The sequence below is a fragment of the Streptomyces sp. NPDC057623 genome, assembly GCF_042800355.1.
Lineage (GTDB): Bacteria > Actinomycetota > Actinomycetes > Streptomycetales > Streptomycetaceae > Streptomyces.
Genome location: NZ_JBHVGZ010000013.1, coordinates 25,590 through 45,718, shown reverse-complemented (window position 1 = coordinate 45,718; position 20,129 = coordinate 25,590). Strand labels below are relative to the sequence as shown.

Here is a 20,129-nt window from a genome sequence, read left to right as displayed (position 1 = left end):
GTGGACCATGTGGTGGGGAGTGGCCGCGGCTCTGCTGGCGAACACCCTGTACAGCCTCGGTTTCGTCCTGGAGAAACGGGCGCTCACCGCGTTGCCGCAGGTGAGCGTCCGGCAACCGGCCCGGCTGCTGCGGCTGGTGCTCGGCAGTCCGCTGTGGATCGGCGGCTCGCTCGCCCTCGCCGCCGGGTTCGGGGCGCAGCTCGTGGTCTACCGCACCCTGCCGATCGCCGCCGCGCAAGGGATCTTCGTCTCCGGGCTCGTCCTCCTCGTACTGTTCTCCGCCCGGCTGCTGGGCGAGGAGACCAGCGGGCGGGAACGGTACGCGCTCGGCGCGATCCTCGCCGCGCTGCTGATGGTGGTGCTGTCGCTCAAGGAAGGGCCCGACGGCGGGGAGACCGTCGGCCGGGCCGCCCCGTATCCGCTGATCCTGCTGGTGTGCGTGCCCTCCCTCGCGGCGGGCGTGTGGCTGTACAACTCCGCCGAGCGCAGGGCCCGGCACCGGCACCGGCTGCCGACGACCGGCGTGGAGTACGGCGTGGCGGTGGGGCTGCTCTACGGGGTCAGCTCGCTCGCCATCAAGGGGGTGTCGAGCCGGCTGACGGGGAGCGGGATCGGCGACGCCCTGCTGGGCCTGCTGCGCTCCCCGTACCCGTATCTCCTGCTCTTCACGGGGGCGTTCGGGCTGGTCATGTCGCAGGCCGCGCTGCAACGCTGCCGGGCCTCGCTGATCGTGCCGGTGTGCACGACGGTGACCAGCGTCTACACGGCCGTCCTCGGCACGCTGTCGTTCGGCGAGACGCTGCCCGAGGACCCGCTGCGGCTGACGCTGCGGGTCGCGGGTACGGCGCTCGCCGTCACCGTCCTGCTGTCGATGCCGAGACACGACCCGCCCGCCCCGCCGTCTTCTCCCCAACACCCCATCAGCGCCAAGGAGTTGACCCCACCATGAAGCCCGACGACCCGCTGCTCCAGATCCTGGCGTGTCCGCTGGACAAGGGCCCGCTGCACCTCGTCGTTCCGGACGGGCCGGAGCACGCGGAGGCGGCGGCCGAGGCCCTGTACAACCCGCGCCTGCACCGCCGTTACCCGATCGTGGACGGCATCCCGCAGCTGCTGCCGGCCTCCGGGGAGCAGGTCTCCGACGACGAACACGAGGAACTCCTCCAGCGGATGGCCCCATGACCCTGGCCGCGAGCATCGCCCCCGTCCTGCCCACCCGCCTGGTCGCCGCCGTCGCCCGGGCCGTGTACCCGCGCTTCGAGCCGGAGCTGGCCCGGCTGGCGGAGCTGTGCCCCGCCGGGTGCGGGACGGCCGTGGACGTCGGCGGATGGTACGGCCCCTGGACGCGGCGCCTGTCGCGCCGGGCCCGCCGGGTGGTGACCGTGGAACCGGTCCCGCACCTCGCGCGGCTGCTCGCGGCGACCGCTCCGCCCAACGTGCGGGTCGTACAGGCCGCCGCGGCCGAACGCCCCGGCGCGGCCCGGCTCTGGCTGCCGCCGCACGACGCGGGCGACCGGGGGGTGTCCTCCCTGGTCCGCCGCAACATCCACGCCACGGCGCTCCCGGTCAGCTGTGTCACCCTCGACGAACTCGGCCTCAAGGACGTCGGGTTCGTCAAGGTCGACGTGGACGGCAGCGAGCTCGCGGTGCTGCGCGGCGCGACGGCCATCCTGGCGCGTGACCGGCCCGCCCTCTTCATCGAGCTGGAGTCCCGCATCCAGCCGATCGGGCCGGTGGTGACGTATCTGTCGCTGCTCGGCTACGACGGCTGGGTGCTGCCCGGCCGCGACTGGGTGCCCCTGAGCCGCTTCCCGCTGGAGACCCACCAGGCGGAGACCTCGTACGTCGTCACCCAGGGCCTGCTGCGCCGGGTCCTGCCCTTCCGCGGCCCGCGGTACGTCAATTCGGTCCTCTTTCTCCCCGACGGCCGCCGCCCGGTCGGCGACGATGGATCGCATGCCCTCCGGAAAGCACCCCGCTAGCCCCTTCACCCCCCTCGACTTCCAGCTGGTGCTGCTGCGCCGCATGGCCGACCACAACCCGGACCTCGTCGAGGACGCCCGCCACCGACTGGGCGTCTCGGTCCCCGACATGCGCGAGGCGAACAAACGCTGGCAGGCGATGATCCGCTCCCCCCGGGCCCGCGGGGCCGCCTCCCGCTACCGCTCGGTGCTCGGCGCCCCCGAGTCCGTCCTCACCCGCAGGATCGGCGACCTGGACTGCGAGGCCCGGCTGTGGCCGGTCCCGCTCTGGCCCGACCTGCGCTTCGAGGTGCTGCTCGCTCCGAACGGCGCGGTGTGGAACGAGTGGCTCGTCCGTGCCCCGGGAGCCGCGGGCCCGGCCCTGCGCACCCTGTCCGACCTCGCCCCCTGGTCCTGCACGGTCGACGAGGCCGCCCGCGCCTTCGCCCCCGCCCGCCCGCTGGAGGGGACGGCGCCGACGCGGTGGGGGCTCGGGTTCACGGCGCCGGACGAGGCGGGGGTGCGGCGGCAGGTGGTGGCCGAGTTCACGTGGGGGTTGCTGCAGCGGGTGGCGGTCAGCGGCTAGCCGCCGTCACGATCGCCTCGACCACGCGCGGCACGGACGCCGTGTGCAACGAGAGGAACAGATTCGGCTCGACCAGCTCCAGCTCCATCACCCGCGGCTCCCCGTCCTCCCCGTCGACGAGGTCCACGCGCGCGTACAGCAGCTCCGGAGCCTGCGGTACGGCGGCCAGGGCGCGTTCGGCGACGGTGAGTTCGGCCGGGGTCGGGGTCCAGGGCTCCAGGCCGGGGTGGGCGACCTTGCGCTCGTCGTAGGGCGTCCCGGGCGCGAGGACGGCGCCCTTGCGGCTGGCGTGCAGCAGGCGGCCGCCGTAGAACTGAAGCGCCCGTTCGCCGCTGACGTCGATGCCCCGCACATAGGGCTGCACCATCGCGGTGAACCCTTCCGCGTGCATCCGCGCGAGCTGCCGTACGGCCGTGTCGTGCTCGTCGGGCGTGTAGCGGGCGGCGAACCGCGCGCCCGCGCCCGAGGTGGGCTTCACGACGTACTCGTGGTCGAGGGGCAGGCCGTCGGCACCGTCACCGGGGGCGAGGTAGCGGGTGGGCACGACCGGCACCCCGGCGGCGGCGAGCTCGCCGAGGTACCGCTTGTCGGCGTTCCACCGCACCACCTCGGCCGGGTTCGCGAGCCGGGTGACCTTGCCGCACCGCTGCGCCCACGCCAGGAACTCGGCCGCCCGCCAGCTGTAGTCCCAGGTGGAGCGGATCACGGCGAGGTCGTAGCCGCCCCAGTCGGCCCGCTCGTCGTCCCAGTACACGCTGTCCGCCTCGGCCCCGGCCTCCCGCAACGCCCTGACCAGCACGGGCAGGTCGCTGTCGACGCTGACCTCGGGGCCGGGACGGCAGGTCACGAGGGCTATTCGGGGCACGGTGGGCTCCTTCGGGCGGAACGGGCGGGCGGATCGCAGGTTAACAAGCGCTTCCGGAACCGGGACAGGCCGCTTGACCTTCACCTTCGGTGAAGCCCCAGCATCGGTGCGAGGAACCGGCGAGGGGCGGGAGGAGACCGGGATGCGCGAGGACATGCTGACGATCGGGGCCTTCGCGAAGGCCTGCCGGCTGTCACCGAAGGCACTGCGGTTGTACGACGAGCTGGAACTGCTGAGGCCCAGCCGGGTCGACCCGGACACCGGGTACCGGTACTACGCCGTCGCGCAGCTGGAGCAGGCGCGGCTGGTGGCGTGGCTGCGCCGGCTGGGCATGCCGCTGGCCCGGATCCGTCAGGTGTGCGCACGGCGACCGGCCGACGCCGCCGACGAGATCCGCGCCTACTGGGCGCAGGTGGAGGCGGAGACGGCCGCGCGGCGGGACCTCGCCGAGTTCCTCGTCGGACACATGTCGGCGACACCGAGGAAGGACACCACCATGCTGGAACTGCGCTACTGCGCGCACTCGGACCGGGGCCTGGTCCGCCCCTCCAACCAGGACACCGCCTACGCGGGCACCCGGCTGCTCGCCGTGGCCGACGGCTGCGGGCCGACGGGCGGGCCCGCGAGCCGCGGGGCGGTGGAGGCGCTGCGCTTCCTGGAGGCGGCGGAGGTCGGTGCGGACAACGTGCTGAACCTCCTGGAGGACGCGGTGCGGGACGCGGCGGACGCGGTCCGGGACGCGGCCGACGGCACGGCGGAGGTGGGTACGACCCTGACGGCCCTGTTGTGGACGGGCTCCCGGCTGGCCCTGGTGCACATCGGCGACTCCCGCGCCTATCTGCTGCGCGACGGCGCCCTCCTGCGCATCACGGACGACCACACGGTGGTCCAGTCGATGATCGACGAGGGCCGGCTGACCCCGGAGGAGGCCACGACCCATCCCCAGCGCGCCCTGCTCCTGAAGTGCCTCTCCCCCGCCACGTCCGAGCCCCCGGACCTGCGCCTCCGGGACGCCGAGCCCGGCGACCGCTACCTGCTCTGCTCCGACGGCCTCACCTCCGTCGTCCCGGACGCCCGCATCCGGCGCCTCCTCACCTCCGCCCCGGCCCCGGACGCCGCCGTCCACGCCCTGATCGGCGCGGCGAACGAGGCGGGCGGGCCGGACAACGTCAGTTGTGTGGTCGCGGACGTGGTGGAGGGCGCCGCCTGACCTCGGGCCGTCACCCGCGGGGGCCGAGGGGGCCGACCCCCGGGGCCCCTACGGCTCTCGCTCGCCCTCCGGCTCCCAGTCCAGCAGCCGCACCTTCGCGACCGTACGGACGTGACGCCGCATGGCCGCCGCCGCCTGGCCGGGGTGGCCCGCCTCGATCGCGTCGAGGATGGCCTGGTGCTGGGCCAGGGAGCGGGTGGGGCGGTGCGGCTGGCGGAGGGACTCGGTGCGGCTCTCGGCGATCTGGTCGGCGATGGAGCGCATGAACTCGGCGAGGATGCTGCTGTGGGCGGCGGCGGTGACCGCGGCGTGAAAGAGGCGGTCGCCCTCCACTCCGTGTCCGTCCTCCCCGATCTCCCGCGCCATGTGCGCGAGGGCCGACCGCATCGCCGCGAGGTCCTCCTCCGTGCGGCGCTCCGCGGCCAGTTCGGCGAGTTTCGTCTCCAGCGCCTCACGGGCCTCCAGGACGTCGGGGAGGCGTCGGCGGCGCTCCACCATCCGCTCCACCGGCTCCACGTCGAGGCTGTCCCGCACGAGGTATGTGCCGCCCCCGTGCCGCACCTCCACCAGGCCCTGCACCTCCAGGACCACGATCGCCTGCTTCACGGAGGCCCTGCTGACCCCCAGCCGCTGGGCGAGGTCGCGCTCGGTCGGCAGCCGGTCCCCGGCGCCGAGGCCGCCCTCGGCGACATACGCGCGCAGCCGGTCGAGCACCTGCTCGTAGAGGCGCTGCTTGGTCATGGGGCGCAGGGCGTCGTCGGTCACGGGTCCCCCTCTCGCCGGGAGAGTAACACCGGGGCCGGTCACTGGACTGGTGGCTGAGCCAATTTCCGCGCACCCCCTTGACGTGCCCCCGCCGTGCGCCCACGCTGTCCAGCCAGCAGACCAGATTGGCTCAGCCACTCAACCACCGCCGACCGTCCTCACAACCGCCCCGGGACCCAGAGACGGGAGCCCGTATGTCCCCCGAACTCATCTCGATCCTCGTCCTCGCCGTGGTGTTCGTCATCGCCACCACCCGCTCGATCAACATGGGCGCGCTCGCCTTCGCCGCCGCCTTCGGGGTCGGCACCCTCATCGCCGACCTCGACGCGGACGGCATCTTCGCCGGCTTCCCCGGCGACCTCTTCGTCGTCCTCGTCGGCGTCACCTACCTCTTCGCGATCGCCCGCTCCAACGGCACCACCGACTGGCTGGTGCACGCCTCGATCCGGCTCGTACGGGGCCGGGTGGCGCTCATCCCCTGGGTGATGTTCGCCATCACCGGCGCACTCACCGCCATCGGCGCCGTGAGCCCGGCCGCGGTGGCGATCGTCGCGCCGATCGCCCTGAGCTTCGCCGCCCGCTACGGGATCAGCCCGCTGCTGATGGGCGCCATGGTCGTGCACGGCGCGCAGGCCGGCGGCTTCTCGCCGATCAGCATCTACGGCTCGATCGTCAACGGCATCGTGGAGCGGGAGAAGCTGCCGGGGAACGAGGTGTCGCTGTTCCTGGCGTCGCTAGTCGTCAACCTCGTCATCGCGGCGGTTGTGTTCGTGGTGTGTGGAGGGCTCGGGCTGTGGCGCCAGGGTTCCGTGACAACGGGCGCAGGTGACACCCCCCAGGGGCGCGGGGAACTGCGCGACCAGCCACAAACGGGCGGCACCAAACAGACAACAGATCCAGGCTCCACCCTCACTCGTCCCGCCCCCACCCCCACGGACCTCGCCGCCACCCACCTCACCCCCGCCCGCGTCGCCACCCTCACCTCCCTCGTCGCCCTCGTCATCGCCGTCCTCGCCTTCGACCTGGACGCCGGTCTGACCGCGATCACCCTCGCCGTCCTGCTGAGCACCGCCTGGCCGGAGGACAGCCGCAAGGCGGTCGGCGAGATCGCCTGGCCGACGGTGCTGCTGATCTGCGGTGTGCTCACCTACGTCGGCGTCCTGGACGAGATGGGCACCATCACCTGGGCCGGCGAGGGCGTCGGCGGCATCGGCGTACCGCTGCTGGCCGCCGTACTGCTCTGCTACATCGGCGCGCTCGTCTCGGCGTTCGCCTCGTCCGTCGGCATCATGGGCGCGCTCATCCCGCTGGCCGTGCCGTTCCTGACGCAGGGCGAGATCGGGGCCGTCGGCATGGTGGCCGCGCTCGCGGTGTCGGCGACGGTCGTGGACGTGAGCCCGTTCTCCACGAACGGCGCGCTGGTGCTGGCCGCGGCGCCGGACGTGGACCGTGAGCGTTTCTTCCGGCAGCTGATGGTGTACGGAGGGATCGTGGTGGCGGCGGTCCCCGCGGTGGTGTGGCTGGTGCTGGTCGTGCCGGGCTGGGGGTAGGCCGGGGGCGACGACAACAGTCGGTGTCCGTCGGCCGGTTGAGCGGAACCGTTGAACAGAACAGTTGAGTCGAGCACTTAAGGAGTACGACGCGTGTCCTCTCTCTTCCCGGCCCTGACGGACGCTCCGGCGGAGCGAGCCGCCCTGCGGTTCGGCGACCGCTCCCTGACGTACGGCGAGCTCGGCGCCGCCTCCGGTGCCCTCGCGGCGCGGATCGGCGGGGCGGGCAGAGTGGCCGTCTGGGCGACCCCGGCGCTGGAGACCGCCGTGGCGGTACTGGCGGCGCTGGAGGCCGGTGTCGCCGCCGTACCGCTCAACCCGAAGTCCGGGGAGAAGGAGCTCGGGCACATCCTGTCCGACTGCGCGCCGTCGGCGGTGCTGGCCGCCCCGGGCGACGAACTGCCCGCCGCTCTCGGCGACCTGGAGCGCGTCGACGTCGACACGCGGGCCACCGCCCCCGGCTCGCGCCCCGCCCCGCCCGCCTCCGACGAGGACCCCGCCCTGATCGTCTACACCTCCGGCACCACCGGCCCGCCCAAGGGAGCCGTGATCCCGCGCCGGGCGGTCGCGCACACCCTGGACGCGCTCGCCGACGCCTGGCGGTGGACCGGCGAGGACGTACTCGTGCACGGCCTGCCCCTGTTCCACGTCCACGGCCTGGTCCTCGGCATCCTCGGCCCGCTGCGCCGCGGCGGATCCGTACGGCACCTCGGCAGGTTCAGCACGGAGGGGGTCGCGCGCGAGCTGGACGACGGCGCGACCATGGTGTTCGGCGTGCCGACCATGTACCACCGCATCGCCCAGGCCCTCCCCGGGGACCCGGGGCTGGCGCAGGCGCTGGTCAAGGCCCGCCTTCTCGTCTCGGGCTCGGCCGCGCTGCCCGTGCACGACCACGAGCGGATCACGGCCGCGACCGGGCAGCGGGTCGTCGAGCGGTACGGCATGACGGAGACCCTGATGAACACGAGCGTCCGCGCGGACGGCGAGCCGCGGGCCGGCACGGTCGGTGTCCCGCTGCCCGGCGTGGAGCTGCGGCTGGTGGAGGAGGACGGGACGCCGCTGCCGTCGTACGACGGCGAGACGGTGGGCGAGATCCAGGTGCGCGGGCCGAACCTGTTCACCGAGTACCTGAACCGCCCCGACGCGACGACCGCGGCCTTCACGCAGGACGGCTGGTTCCGGACCGGCGACATGGCGGTGCGCGACCCCGACGGGTACGTCCGGATCGTCGGCCGCAAGGCGACCGACCTGATCAAGAGCGGGGGGTACAAGATCGGAGCGGGCGAGATCGAGAACGCGCTCCTCGAACACGCGGGGGTGCGGGAGGCGGCCGTCACCGGTGAACCGGACGCGGACCTGGGCGAGCGGATCGTGGCGTGGATCGTCCCGGCGGATCCCCAGGCACCGCCGTCCGCCGAGGAACTGGCGGCCCACGTCGCCGCCCGGCTGGCCCCGCACAAGCGCCCGCGCAGGGTCCACCACCTCGACGCCCTCCCCCGCAACGACATGGGGAAGATCATGAAGCGGGCGCTGACCCATGACTGAGCGGCGCCTGTCGGCACGGGAGGCCATCGGGCGGATCGCCGACGACGCCACGTTCACGGAACTCCCCCACCCGGCCCGGGAGTCCGGGCCGGACGGCCCCCTCGGCTGGCAGGGCTACGACGCCTCGCACGCGCGTGCCGCCGAGCGCACCGGCGAGCAGGAGTCGGTCGTCTGCGGCACCGCGAGCGTGGCCGGCACGCGGGCCGTGCTGCTGGTGTTCGAGTTCGGTTTCCTGGGCGGCTCGCTCGGCGAACGCACCGGGGACCGGCTGGAGTCGGCGTACGCCTACGCCCGCGCCCACCGGCTCCCGGTCGTCCCCGTGGTCGCCACGGGCGGCAGCCGGATGCAGGAAGGCATGCTCGCCCTGACCCAACTCCAGCGCGTGGCACGCCAGTCGGTCCTCACCCGGGAGGCCGGCCTGCCCCAGATCGCGGTCCTGCGCGACCCGACGACCGGCGGCGGCTGGGCCACCCTCGGTGCGGGCGCCGACGTCGTCCTCGCCCTCCCCGGCGCCCAGGTCGGCTTCGCGGGCTCCCGGGTCCGCCCGCCGGACGCGGATCCGGCGGCGTACACGGCGCAGGCGCAGGTGGCGGCGGGGGCGGCGGACGCGGTCGTCGGGCCGCAGGAGCTGCGGGAGGTGCTGGGGCGGTGGCTGGGCCTGCTGGCCGGTCCGGCCGCCGGGGAGGCGCCGGTGCCCCACGCCCTGGGCGCGCGGGACCTCCCCGCCACCGGCTGGGACGCGGTCCGGCGGGCCCGCGACCCGCGACGCCCCCGCGCCGGGCACTACCTGGACGCCTGCTTCGCCCACCGCGTCACGATCAGCGGCGACCGCTGCGGCGGCGCCGACCCCGACGGCATGCTCTGCGGGTTCGGCGCGCACGAGGGCCGCACGGTCGCCTACGCCGCCCAGACCGGCACCGCCACCCGCCCGGCGGGCTACCGCACCGCCGCCCGGCTGATCCGCCTCGCGGACCGGCTCGGCATCCCGGTGCTGACCCTGGTGGACACGCCGGGTGCCGCCAACGACGCGGCGGCGGAACGGCAGGGGGTGGGCGCGGCGATCGCGGACCTGTTCGGGGCGGTGGCCGGGGCTCGCGTCCCGATCACCACGCTGGTCGTCGGCGAGGGCGGCTCGGGCGGGGCACTGGCCCTGGCGGCGCCCGGCAACACCTGGGCCACGCCGGACAGCTACTTCTCCGTCATCGCGCCGGACCTGGCGGCGGCGATCCTCAAGCGCGGGCCGCAGGAGGTGGAGGCGACGGCGGACCAGCTGCGGATCCGGCCGCAGGACCTGGTGGAGCTGGGGGTGATCCGGGGAGTCGTCGACGGGCCGGGCGGGAGCGCGTCCTAGGCCGTGTCCGCAACGTCCCGTCAACGTCCCGTCGTCCCCCGGGTGGGGTCCGGCACGCTCCGCGAATCCCGCACACCCGAACCCGGGACATCCTCAAGCACCGTCCGTAACAATGGAGTTCGTCGAGGTCACACACCACGGGGGAGCGAGCGGCGCCATGGACGGGTTGATGGAGTTCGAGACCGACGGCGGCGCGCGCGTCGTCGTGGAGGGCGTCGACGACGAGTCCGGCGCCCGGCTTGTGTCGCGCGGTGACGGCCCAGCCCGGGCGGCCCGCACCTTCGAGAGCGCGCTGGACGGGGTCCGCGCGGCGGCGGACTCCGCGTTGCGGGTCTTCCGCGACGGGTCGCTCAAGCCGGACACCGTGGAACTCGAATTCGGCGTGAAACTCACCGCGGAGGCCGGGGCGGTGATCGCCAAGGGGTCGACGGAGGGGCACCTGGTGGTGAAGCTCAGCTGGTCACCCGACCGGGCACCGGCGGATCAGGAGCCCGCCGACCGGTCATGAGCGACGCTGCCTGGCACGCCCGGATCGTCTGCGGGAACGAGGTGGGCGCGGGCTTTCTGGTCTCACCGCGCCGCGTGGTGACCTGCGCCCATGTCGTGCGGTGGAGCGGCACGTCGGCAGTGACGGTGACCTTCCCCAACAGCAGGGAGTTCAGTGCGCTGCCGGCCACCGTGGCCGTCCACGGCGGCTGGTCGGGCGGCGCGGCCGACCCCGGCGACCTGGCCGTCCTGGAGCTGGAGCGCGAAGTGCCGCTGGCGCCCGCCCAGTTCGCGCCGCCCGGCACCGAGCTGGGCGACCCCGCCCCCACCCTGGTGGCGTACGGCTTCCCCAGGGGGTACGACGAGGGCATGCTCGCCCGGTACCAGGCCGTGCCCGGCGCGCTGGTCTCGGACGAGTGGCGCCAGCTGGAGGCCGTGACGGCCCACGGGCAGCCCCTGGCCGCCGGGTTCAGCGGCGCGGCGGTGACGCTCGCGGACGGCCGGGTGGTCGGCATGGTGTCGACCGTCGCGAGCGCGCGGGACGTCAGGGTCGGCCGGATGCTGCCGACCCAGGTCATGGCCCGGCACTGCCCCGAACTGGGCGAGCTGGTGCCCACCCCCGACCACCACCCCGACGCCGTACGACGGCTGTACTCCCTGGTGCGCCGGGCGGTGGCGCAGGAGCTGGACTGCGACGCGAACCGGCTGTACGTCGACGCCGTCGGCCCCTTCGGCCCGCCGCTTCCAGGCACCGGATTCACCTCGCTGGGCGCGGCCGCCGGGTATGTGCAGTGGGAGGTGCCCGGCGCGGAGGCGGTGACCCGGTTCGCCGAGCGGCTCCAGGAACTGCTGGACCCGCCGTCCCCCCGGCCTCCCGTGGCCGCCGCCGTCCCGCCGTGGTCGCCGATCCTGGTCGAGATCGAGCACAGCGGCGCCGGCCCCGACCAGGTCACCGTCGAGGTGTCCGCCTACCGCGAGGGGCAGCGCCGACGGGTGGGCGCGCAGCGCCTGGCGCGCGGTGCCGTCCGGGAGTACGTCCAGCGGCACATCGACGACGCCTTCACCCAACTCGCGCCCGACGCCGAGGAGTTGATCACGTTCGTACTCCCTCGTGAGTGGCTGAACGAGCCGGTGGCGCGCTGGGAGTGCGGCGCGGCGGACTCCACCCCGCTGGGCTGCGCCTATCCTCTCGTCGTCGTGGACCGGTCCCGGCTCCGCAGTGGGCAGCTGCGCCACCAGCTCGCCAAGAAGTGGCACAGGCTGGACGTGCGTGCCCGGACGCAGCTGCACCGCGTGGACTGCGGCTCCCCGGAGCGCCCGCCGAGCCTGCGCAAGCGGCTGCGCGACGCCGACGCCGACCTGGCCGGCTTCTCCTTCCCGCCCACCGCGGCGCGCCCGCACTTCGAGGCCGGCCTCAACACCCCGGTGCCGGTGCTGCTGTGGCCGCGCACGGGCTGCGCCGACGCCCAGCACGAGGGCCCCTGCTCCGGCGCCGCGTTCCTCGACGCGCTCAGCGAGTCGGTCGCCGGGGTCGCGCCCACCGAACTGCCCCGCCGTGTCCGGGAGTTGCGCGAGACCGCGGACGCCGACGACGATCCGGAACGGCACTGGGCGCAGGACGTCCAGCTCCTGTGGGACGACCCACGCTGCTTCCCCGAACCCGCCGCCAGCCTGCACTCCCCGGTCGCCTGAGCCGCCGTACCCCACGGAGAAGAGACCCATGCCCCTGTGGCCCGTCTACACCGGCACCAACGAGCCGCACGACGGCATCACCCTGCTGCCGCCGCCCCCGCCCTGGCGGGCCTTCAACGGCGGTCCGGTGCTCGGTCCGCCGGAGGAGACCGCCGACGCCGACGCCGTCTCCCCGGACCGTACCCACCGCGCCGAGACGTACCGGGCCACGGCGCAGACCGTCCAACTGGTCAACGCCGCCCTCTACCTGAGGCGGCCCCTGCTCGTGACGGGCCCGCCCGGCACCGGCAAGTCCTCCCTGGTGTACGCGGTCGCGCGCGAGCTGGGGCTCGGCCCGGTCCTGCGCTGGAACATCACCAGCCGCAGCACACTCCACGACGGCCTCTACCAGTACGACCCACTGTCCCGGCTGTACGCGGCCAGGAACGCGTCCGCGGCGGAGGCCGGCATCGAGGACCATCTGCGCCTCGGCCCGCTCGGCACCGCCCTCCTCCCCTACGCCCGCCCGCGCGCCCTCCTCATCGACGAGATCGACAAGAGCGACCTCGATCTGCCCAACGACCTGCTGAACGTGCTGGAGGAGGGCCAGTACGAGATCCCCGAGCTGATCCGCACCGCCCGCGACGCCCCCACCGCCGACGTGATGATCGACGGCACCGACCAGCGGGTGGCGGTGGAGGGGGGCCGGGTCCGCTGCCGGACCTTCCCGTTCGTCGTCCTCACCAGCAACGGCGAGCGCGAGTTCCCGCCCGCCTTCCTGCGCCGCTGTGTCACGCTGCGCCTGCGGCAGCCCGACGACCGTCATCTCGCCGACATCGTCCGCGCCCACTTCGACGGGGAGCCCGACGCCTACGCACAGACCCTGATCAGCCGGTTCCTGACCCGGGTGGGCGGCGGCGACCTGGCCACCGACCAGCTCCTCAACGCGATCTACCTGGCCCGCTCCTCCGGCCTGGACGTCGAATCCCTGGACGAGCTGGCCGAGCAGCTGATGCCGTACCTGAGTGAGGCGTCGCCGACCGATGCCTTCTGAGAGCGCCGGTCGGCGCCCGCCGCTGGTCCGCCTGGCCGACGTGCTGGCCGAGGCGGCCGGCGGGGTGCGCCCGACCCCGCTCGAACTGGCCGAACTCCTGTGGCTGGCCCGCCACATGGAGCCCGGGGAGCCGGCCCCGGAAGCCGCCGCCGAGGAGACGCCCGCCCCTGACGCCCCCGCGACGACACCGCCTCCCGCGCCTGAGCGGCCGCACGACGGCGTTACGCCGTCACCCCGGCCCACGCGCGTGGAGCCCCCGCGTGCCCCGCTCCACCTCCCGGCCCCGCGGGGACCGGCCCCGGCCGCGCCCCCCGTCCCGCACTCCACCCTCCTGGCCCCCGCGCCCCCGATGCTGCGCCACCCCCTGGCCCTGCAGCGCTCCCTGCGCCCGCTCAAACGCCGTACCGACGCGCCCGACCGCCTCGAACTGGACGAGCGGGCCACCGCCGACCGCATCGCCCGGCTGGGCGCCGCCCCCGAGTGGTGGCTGCCCGTGCTGCGCCCGGCGCGGGAGCGCTGGCTGCGGCTGAACCTGGTGTACGACGCGGGCCCCACGATGGCGGTGTGGCGCCCTTTGATCCGTGAACTGCACACGGCGCTCGCCCAGTCCGGCATCTTCCGCACGGTCACGGTCCACCGCGCCGACCCCGACGGCGGCGTGCGCCCCGGCACCCCGGCGCCCACCGACGGACGCACGGTCACCCTGCTGGTCAGCGACTGCATGGGCCCGCAGTGGCGGCAGGGCCCGGCCGGCCCGGGCTGGTTCGGCACGCTGCGCCGCTGGGCGCACCGGATGCCGCTGGCCGTCGTGCAGCCCCTGCCGGAGCACCTGTGGCGGGACACGGCCCTACCCGCCTCCCCCGGCCGGCTGTCGGCACCGCATCCGGCGGCGCCCTCGGCCTCGCTGGCGTTCGTGCCGTACGACGGGCCGGATGCCGCGCCCGAGGGTGCGGTCGCGCTGCCCGTGCTGGAGCCGGGCCCGGACTGGCTGGCGAACTGGGCCTCGCTGGTCGCGGCGCCGGGCGGCCGGGAGTTCCCCGGCGCCGCGGCCCTGCTGAACGGACCGCGGCCAGGCGACCGCGACGACCGTACGGACCTCACCGGCCTGTCCCCCGAGGAGCTGGTCCTGCGCTTTCGCGCGACGGCCTCCCCGGCGGCGTTCCGGCTGGCCGGCCATCTCGCGCTGGGCCGCCCGGACCTGCCGGTCATGCGCCTGGTCCACGCCGGGCTCGAACCGCACCCGCGCCCCCAGCACCTCGCCGAGGTCATCCTCAGCGGCATGCTCACGGGCGTGCCCGGCCCGCCCGGTTCGTACGCCTTCCGGGACGGGGTGCGGGAGCTGCTGCTGCGCAGCCTGCCGCGGACGGCACGCGAGCGGACGACGGAACTGCTGGCCCACGTGGGCGGGTTGATCGACGAGCGGGCCGGCACGGCACCGGGCGAGTTCCGCGCGTCGACACCGGCGGCGTCGGGTACGGCGACCGTGGTGGACGCCGAGCCGTTCGCCACGGTGCGTCCGGAGAGTGTGCGGGCGCTGGGCGGAGGCGGACGGGCGCCGGTTCCGGGACCGGGCTCCGGGCCGGGGTCTCCTCAGGAACCCGCGCCGAGGTTCGTGGGCGGCCGCTACCGGCTGCTGGAGAAGCTGGCGCCGCACTCGGAACAGTGGCGGGCCCAGGACACGGAAGCGGACCGGATCGTGACCGTGCGGCTGCTCAAGCCGATCACGACTCCCGACTGGCGGGCCGCGTTCCACCGGGGCGCACAGGTGCTCCGAGACGTCGACGACCGCCATGTGGCGACCGTGCACGACTTCGGGTTCGACGCGGAGTCGGCCTACCTCGTCACGGAGTACCTGGACGGCACCGACCTCAACTCCCTCGTGGCGGGCAGCGGTTACGACCTCCCGGCGCCCCTGCTGATGTCCGTCGCCGCCCAGCTCACCCAGGCCGTCATGGCCCTGCACGACGCCGGTGTCGCCCACGGCGGCCTGGCCATGTCGCGGGTCGTCCTGCTGCCCGACGGAACGCTCAAGCTCGCCCCGACGGGGCGGCCCTCGGGGGCGATCGCCGAGGACCGACAGGCGCTCGGCTCCCTCCTGTTCGAGCTGGCGGCGGGCTCGTCCCCTCCGAAGGGGGCCGGGATCCAGCCGCACCGACTGGTCCATCTGCCGCTCGCCCTCCAGCAACCGTTCGCGGACGCGCTCACCGCACTCATGTCCGCGAACCGCGCGAGGCAGGGCCTGGACCGGCTCGTCGAGCTGAGCCTGTCCCCACTGCCCTATGAGTCGTACGACCGGCGCAGCTACCACGTTCTGGGCCCCCTGCGGGCCGAGCTCTCGGACCGCCCCCGCCATCTGCCGCCGGACTGCGCCGCCATGCTCGCCATGCTGCTGTTCAAGCACGGCCGCGCGGTGACCCACGACGAACTCAGGGCCGGGGTGTGGGACCCGGACGACCGGCCGGCGAACACCGAGGGCGAGCTGAGCAGGATGGCCTCCCGGCTGCGGATCTCGCTGGGCTCCGGCGCGCTGGCCTCGCACTCCGGCGGCCGCTACGCCCTGCACACCAGCGTGGACTACGTGGACATCGTCCACTGCGACGAACTGGTCCGCCGGGCCGACGAGGCCCGCGCGGCCGGATCCTTCGCCGACGCCCGGGCCCTGGTCACCGAGGCGCTGGGCCTCTGGAGCGACGACGACGTCCTCGCGGACGTCCCCGGACCCGCCGCTCGCACCGCCCGCACCCGCCTCCAGCAGCTCCGCCTCGGCCTGCTGCGCGCCCGCGCCGAACTCGACCTGGAAATCGGCGAGTTCGAGCGGGCCGCCACCGACCTCACGGAGCTGCTGCGGCTCCACCCCTCCCGTGAGGACTTCCGCCGCCTGTACCTCATCGCCCTGCGCCGCCAGGGACGCGTCGAGGAAGCCGTGGAGGTGTACGAGGAGTACGAGGTGTCCGGCGGGCAGAACCCCGAACTGCTGTCCTTGGGGCGGGAGTTGCGTGACGAGTTCGAGGATGCCTCGAACGGCTCGGCGGACGGCACCCCGTACGAGGAGCTGTCCGACGCGGCCACCGACACCGACACCGCCTACGGCTTCGCCGCCGCCCCCTACGAGCTGCCGGAGGGCTTCATCCTTCCGGAGGACGGCCACCCGAGGCCCCGGGAAGAGCTGTCCGAGAACGTCCCGCACCCCCAGGACCACTCACCGGACAACCTGTTCCACCTCGAGGACACGCTGTCGGCCGAGCAGGTCGAGGACGCCTACGACGAGCCCCCGCCGGACCTCGAACCCGAGGAGGAGCCGGACACCGACCAGCGTGACTGCGTCGGCTTCGAGTTCGTGGACGGTCCGCCGACCGACGAGGCACGCGCCGAGCTCCGCCGCCTGGTCATGATCCTGGTAGAGGCGAGCGGTTTCGTCCCGGGCGAGTACCTGCTGAGGGACACGGACCGGGGCTTCACGCTGCTGCTGCGGCCGTACCTGGACGGAGCCCCCCTCTTCCGGGCGACGGTGGCCGGGCTGCCGGAACTGCTGGGCCGCCTGGAGGGCCGGCGTCTTCGGGTCGACTTCTGGGAGGCGCGGTTCGGGCCGGGCGAGGGCGAGGTGCACAGCGACCGGCCCGACACCGGGGCGGTCACGGCCGCGCTGAACGTGTCCGGGCTCCAGGCGGTCATCGCCGTCTCGGAGTTCTGGCACTTCGTGGAAGTCTCGGAGAGCTCCCTCGGCGCGGACCGGTTCACACAGCTCGGCGACGCCACGGGGTGGTACACCACCGTTCACCCCACCGAGATGCCCGACCCGTCCGCCGCGACCGTGCTGATCGACATGACCGACATGCTGCGCAGTCCGGCCTTCGCCCGCACATCCGAGCCCGCTCCGTCGGCCGGCCCGGCGGTGGCCGGCCCCTTCCCCATGCCGTCCGACGGACAGATCCCCCTCCCCGGAGGCGAGAGCGAGATCGTCGTCTCTCTGCCCGGCGGCGAGCTGGTCCCCGCGGACTACGCGGTCGTCCGCTCGGCACCCGAGCACGTCCGCGCGACGTGGCACTACTTCGAGGTCGACCCGACGGAGCGTCGCCTCGCCCCCGAGGACGTTCCCGGCGTCGAGGTGAGGTGGCGCGTCCGCGACCCCGTGACGGCCGCGAGCACTCCGGACCTGGACCTGCCGGAACTGCTCACCGGCACGCTGCTCGGCGCGCGGGGCTCGTACGGCAACGAGCTCACGCGAGCCCTGGGCGACAGGCACGTGCCCGGCTACCTCGTGCACTGGTCCCTGCCGACCGTGTTCCGGACCGCCGCCGCCCGCACCCTCGCGCACTGGACGCGCCCCGCCGGTTCCTCCAGATCCTCAGCCTCTCCGTCGGACCTGATCGTCCGCGCCGAGTGCGTGCTGATCGGCTTCGACGGAGTGCTGACCCGGCTGTACACGGCGGACGAGGAGAGGCAGGTCCTGCGGGACGTCGCCCGTCTGATCCTGGAGGAGCGTGATCCAGAGGACGCCCTGTCCGGGCGCCCGCTGCTGGAGGGGGAGGGTCCGGTCCGGCCGCTGGAGGGGTACGCCAACTCCCTCGACCTGCTGCGGGCGTTCGCGGGTCACGAACTGGCCGAGGAGCTGCGCGGCTGGGTCGACCGGCACGACGTGCTGGCGGCCAGTACCGCGCGCCCCGTCCCCTCGTCCAGCCAGTTGGTCAACGCCCTGCACGCGGGCGGGGCCCGCCCTGCCGTGGTGACCGACCGGGCGGGGCCGGCCGTCGTGAAGCACCTGGAGTGGCGCGGGCTGACCTCCCACGTGCCCGGCGGGGTGCACGGCCGCGGCGCGGATCTCACCCGCCTCATGCCGGACCCGTATGTCCTCCAGCAGGCTCTCGACGGGCTCGGTGCGCGCGCCGCCGACTGCGTGCTGATCGGGTCCACCGTTGCCGAACAGCTCGCCGCCCGTGCCGCCGGTGTGCGGTTCATCGGCTTCTGCCCGAACGAACAGACCCGGACGCGGCTGCGCGCGACGGACGACGACGTGCTCCTCGTCTCCAGCCTCCGCCCGCTGCTCACGGCCGCCCGGTACCGATGAGCCGCGCGGGGACGAACCGGCGTCTCGCGAGCGACCCGCACCAGGGATGACAGACAAACCCCCATTCAGCCGCACCCCACCCGGCCCCCTCCAAAAGGCGCCCCCCACTACACAGACCGCACCATCGATGTCAAGGAGCCCCGCCGTGCGGCGGCCCCGCAATCACGACCCACATCCCAAGCGAGGCCCGCCACCCACCCGGCGGACCCATGGTCTGCGTTTTCGGGAGGACCCCCCATGACCGCCACGCTGGAGCAGCTCCGCCGCTGCCACTTCGCCGTCGACCTGGGGGCGGCCAGGACGCGCGTCTACGTGAAGGGCGCCGGCCTCGTCGTCGACCAGCCCTCCGCCGCCGCCGTCAACACCCGCACCGGCGCTCTCATCGCGGTCGGCGAGTTCGCGGAGAGGATGACCGGCCGCACCCCGGACTACATCCGCGTCGTACGGCCCGTCTCCGGCGGCACCGTCGTCGACATCGAGATGGCGCAGCGGATGCTGCGGCACCTGCTCGGCGACAAGATGCGCCGCGCCCTGCGCCGCAAGCCCTTCCTGCGCGCCGCCGTCTGCACCCCGCACGACGCCGACCCGCTCGCCCAGCGCGCCGCCATCGAGACCCTCGTCGGCCTCGGGGCCCGGCGGGTCGAACTCGTCGACACCCTCATCGCCGCCGCGGTCGGGTGCGGTCTGCCCGTCGAGCAGCCCGAGGCCAGCATGATCATGGTGTGCGGGGCGGCCGCGACCGAGGTCGCCGTGCTCTCCCTGGGCGCCATCGTCACCGCCGAACGCATCCGTGTCGGCGGCGAGGCCGTGGACCACGCGATCGTGCAGCATCTGCGGCACCAGCACGAGCTGATGCTGCCCAGCCAGAACGTACGCCCGCTCCAGCTCGCCCTGTCCGGGAACGGGCTCACGCCGCAGGGCCCGTCCTCCACGGAGATCCACGGCCGCGACGTCTGCACCGGCCTCGCCCGTTCCGTCCAGGTCGACACCGCCGCCGTACGGGACGCCATCCAGACCCCGCTCACCGCCGTCCTCGACAGCATCGGCAAGGTGCTGCGCGACTGCCCGCCCGACCTGGTGGCCGACCTCGCCGACCGCGGGATCATGATGGTCGGCGGCAGCGCGCTGCTGCCCGGCTTCGACGAGATGCTGCGCCAGGCGACCAGCATGCCCGTCCACATCGCCGAGCGCCCCGACGTCTGCGCGGTGCAGGGCCTCGGCACCATGCTGGAGGGCAAGATCGAGCCCATGGAACTGGACCCGGCCACCTGAGCCGGGCGCCCGGTCCCCCGACGTCTAGTACGGCAGAATCCGCCCCGAGGGCGTGCGCCGGTCGATCTCGCCCCTGGTGTCGCGGGGAGCGGCGGGCCGGCGGGTGACACGAACGCGAACGTGGGTCTGGCGGTTCATGGCGCCCTCCTCGTATCTCGGGTCCGTTGCGACCAGCCTTCTCTCCGCAACCTTTCGGCACATCGTGCCCACGGAGGCACTTGTCATGCCTCTGCGGGAGGAGCGGATGGGTGCGCGGCTAGTTCCCCGGGATGAGTACGCCCCTGAGAGCACGGCTCCGACCGGAAGGTCACCGGCTCGGGCTGGCCCCGGCCCGGCAACAGGCGCACGCTCGTCAGTAGGGCCCTCAACCGTACGGGAGTGATCTCGATGGCGGACAAGAAGACGGCAGACAAGAACAAGAACTGGACCGTCCAGATCCACATCACCGAGGACGGCGACGACACCCGCGCCGAGGCCGTGCTGACCACCCAGGACATGTCGCAGGACCCCTCGACCGTCACCGGCCGGGGCGTGGCCCACCGCAATCCGATCGACCGGCCCATCCCCGAGATCGGCGACGAACTCGCCGCCAGCCGCGCCCTGGAGGACCTGGCGATCAGACTCCACGACATCGCGTCGGACGACATCGTGGAACTGGCCGGCCCGGTCGACCAGGGCGGCAGCCGGGCGTGGGAGAGGCCTTAGGTCGTGTCCGCAAAGTCCCGTCGTCCGCCCGGAGGGCGGGCCC

Annotated in this window: 16 protein-coding genes; 14 read left to right on the top strand and 2 right to left on the bottom strand. The window is 74.1% G+C overall.

From position 1 onward, the window contains the following. Positions 1-19: 19 nt before the first annotated feature. Genes ACFU95_RS16140 through ACFU95_RS16125 form a run of 4 tightly spaced genes read left to right on the top strand, consistent with a single transcriptional unit; the run spans position 20 to position 2,547 of the window. Positions 20-949, top strand: coding sequence for a hypothetical protein (locus ACFU95_RS16140; protein WP_383827854.1), 930 nt, complete (start codon positions 20-22; stop codon positions 947-949). Beyond that, positions 946-1,182 (top strand): Trm112 family protein, encoded by a 237-nt coding sequence (locus ACFU95_RS16135; RefSeq protein ID WP_383827583.1) that lies wholly within the window; start codon positions 946-948, stop codon positions 1,180-1,182. The genes ACFU95_RS16140 and ACFU95_RS16135 overlap by 4 nt, the downstream gene beginning before the upstream one ends. Then, the gene (locus ACFU95_RS16130; RefSeq protein ID WP_383827581.1) at positions 1,179-1,982 is read left to right on the top strand and encodes an FkbM family methyltransferase; all 804 of its coding nucleotides are present in this window, start codon (positions 1,179-1,181) and stop codon (positions 1,980-1,982) included. Before ACFU95_RS16135 ends, ACFU95_RS16130 begins: the two co-directional genes overlap by 4 nt. Then, positions 1,948-2,547 (top strand): hypothetical protein, encoded by a 600-nt coding sequence (locus ACFU95_RS16125; RefSeq protein WP_383827579.1) that lies wholly within the window; start codon positions 1,948-1,950, stop codon positions 2,545-2,547. The genes ACFU95_RS16130 and ACFU95_RS16125 overlap by 35 nt, the downstream gene beginning before the upstream one ends. Here the strand turns inward: ACFU95_RS16125 and ACFU95_RS16120 are convergent. Further along, positions 2,537-3,412 carry a RimK family alpha-L-glutamate ligase gene (locus ACFU95_RS16120; RefSeq protein ID WP_383827577.1) on the bottom strand — a complete coding sequence of 292 codons (876 nt, stop codon included), beginning with the start codon at positions 3,410-3,412 and terminating at the stop codon, positions 2,537-2,539. The genes ACFU95_RS16125 and ACFU95_RS16120 overlap by 11 nt on opposite strands. 142 nt (positions 3,413-3,554) lie before the next feature. On the opposite strand from ACFU95_RS16120, the gene ACFU95_RS16115 reads away from it, so the two are divergent. After that, positions 3,555-4,622: a MerR family transcriptional regulator gene (locus ACFU95_RS16115; protein WP_383827575.1), complete on the top strand. Its 1,068-nt coding sequence runs from the start codon at positions 3,555-3,557 to the stop codon at positions 4,620-4,622. A gap of 48 nt (positions 4,623-4,670) precedes the next feature. On the opposite strand, the gene ACFU95_RS16110 is transcribed toward ACFU95_RS16115, so the two are convergent. Then, on the bottom strand, positions 4,671-5,363 hold the full coding sequence (locus ACFU95_RS16110) for a FadR/GntR family transcriptional regulator (RefSeq protein WP_383827852.1): 693 nt from the start codon (positions 5,361-5,363) through the stop codon (positions 4,671-4,673). A gap of 218 nt (positions 5,364-5,581) precedes the next feature. Here ACFU95_RS16110 and ACFU95_RS16105 point away from each other — a divergent pair, with 218 nt between their 5' ends. The 9 genes from ACFU95_RS16105 (at position 5,582) to ACFU95_RS16065 (ending at position 20,086) form a co-directional block, all read left to right on the top strand. Then, complete coding sequence (locus tag ACFU95_RS16105) at positions 5,582-6,937, top strand: SLC13 family permease (protein WP_383827573.1); 1,356 nt, start codon at positions 5,582-5,584, stop codon at positions 6,935-6,937. Between the two features lie 93 nt (positions 6,938-7,030). Further along, the gene (locus tag ACFU95_RS16100; protein ID WP_383827571.1) at positions 7,031-8,482 is read left to right on the top strand and encodes an acyl-CoA synthetase; all 1,452 of its coding nucleotides are present in this window, start codon (positions 7,031-7,033) and stop codon (positions 8,480-8,482) included. Next, positions 8,475-9,833, top strand: a complete 1,359-nt coding sequence (locus ACFU95_RS16095; RefSeq protein WP_383827569.1) for a carboxyl transferase domain-containing protein — start codon at positions 8,475-8,477, stop codon at positions 9,831-9,833. The genes ACFU95_RS16100 and ACFU95_RS16095 overlap by 8 nt, the downstream gene beginning before the upstream one ends. Positions 9,834-9,990: 157 nt before the next feature. Further along, positions 9,991-10,341, top strand: a complete 351-nt coding sequence (locus tag ACFU95_RS16090) for a CU044_2847 family protein (RefSeq protein WP_383827850.1) — start codon at positions 9,991-9,993, stop codon at positions 10,339-10,341. Continuing rightward, positions 10,338-12,011, top strand: coding sequence for a trypsin-like peptidase domain-containing protein (locus tag ACFU95_RS16085; RefSeq protein WP_383827567.1), 1,674 nt, complete (start codon positions 10,338-10,340; stop codon positions 12,009-12,011). The genes ACFU95_RS16090 and ACFU95_RS16085 overlap by 4 nt, the downstream gene beginning before the upstream one ends. A gap of 28 nt (positions 12,012-12,039) precedes the next feature. Then, positions 12,040-13,044, top strand: coding sequence for an AAA family ATPase (locus tag ACFU95_RS16080; RefSeq protein WP_383827565.1), 1,005 nt, complete (start codon positions 12,040-12,042; stop codon positions 13,042-13,044). Continuing rightward, the gene (locus tag ACFU95_RS16075) at positions 13,034-18,109 is read left to right on the top strand and encodes an SAV_2336 N-terminal domain-related protein (RefSeq protein WP_383827563.1); all 5,076 of its coding nucleotides are present in this window, start codon (positions 13,034-13,036) and stop codon (positions 18,107-18,109) included. The genes ACFU95_RS16080 and ACFU95_RS16075 overlap by 11 nt, the downstream gene beginning before the upstream one ends. A 237-nt stretch (positions 18,110-18,346) precedes the next feature. After that, positions 18,347-19,381 (top strand): rod shape-determining protein, encoded by a 1,035-nt coding sequence (locus ACFU95_RS16070; RefSeq protein WP_383827561.1) that lies wholly within the window; start codon positions 18,347-18,349, stop codon positions 19,379-19,381. Positions 19,382-19,768: 387 nt separating this feature from the next. Then, positions 19,769-20,086, top strand: coding sequence for a DUF1876 domain-containing protein (locus ACFU95_RS16065; protein WP_383827559.1), 318 nt, complete (start codon positions 19,769-19,771; stop codon positions 20,084-20,086). The last annotated feature ends 43 nt before the right edge of the window (positions 20,087-20,129 follow it).

Coding starts and splice junctions, on each gene's coding strand:
- ACFU95_RS16070 (WP_383827561.1), top strand. CDS start 18,347: ATGACCGCCACGCTGGAGCAGCTCCGCCGCTGCCACTTCGCCGTCGAC.
- ACFU95_RS16080 (WP_383827565.1), top strand. CDS start 12,040: ATGCCCCTGTGGCCCGTCTACACCGGCACCAACGAGCCGCACGACGGC.
- ACFU95_RS16115 (WP_383827575.1), top strand. CDS start 3,555: ATGCGCGAGGACATGCTGACGATCGGGGCCTTCGCGAAGGCCTGCCGG.
- ACFU95_RS16110 (WP_383827852.1), bottom strand. CDS start 5,363: ATGACCAAGCAGCGCCTCTACGAGCAGGTGCTCGACCGGCTGCGCGCG.
- ACFU95_RS16135 (WP_383827583.1), top strand. CDS start 946: ATGAAGCCCGACGACCCGCTGCTCCAGATCCTGGCGTGTCCGCTGGAC.
- ACFU95_RS16125 (WP_383827579.1), top strand. CDS start 1,948: ATGGATCGCATGCCCTCCGGAAAGCACCCCGCTAGCCCCTTCACCCCC.
- ACFU95_RS16075 (WP_383827563.1), top strand. CDS start 13,034: ATGCCTTCTGAGAGCGCCGGTCGGCGCCCGCCGCTGGTCCGCCTGGCC.
- ACFU95_RS16095 (WP_383827569.1), top strand. CDS start 8,475: ATGACTGAGCGGCGCCTGTCGGCACGGGAGGCCATCGGGCGGATCGCC.
- ACFU95_RS16090 (WP_383827850.1), top strand. CDS start 9,991: ATGGACGGGTTGATGGAGTTCGAGACCGACGGCGGCGCGCGCGTCGTC.
- ACFU95_RS16130 (WP_383827581.1), top strand. CDS start 1,179: ATGACCCTGGCCGCGAGCATCGCCCCCGTCCTGCCCACCCGCCTGGTC.
- ACFU95_RS16085 (WP_383827567.1), top strand. CDS start 10,338: ATGAGCGACGCTGCCTGGCACGCCCGGATCGTCTGCGGGAACGAGGTG.
- ACFU95_RS16065 (WP_383827559.1), top strand. CDS start 19,769: ATGGCGGACAAGAAGACGGCAGACAAGAACAAGAACTGGACCGTCCAG.
- ACFU95_RS16105 (WP_383827573.1), top strand. CDS start 5,582: ATGTCCCCCGAACTCATCTCGATCCTCGTCCTCGCCGTGGTGTTCGTC.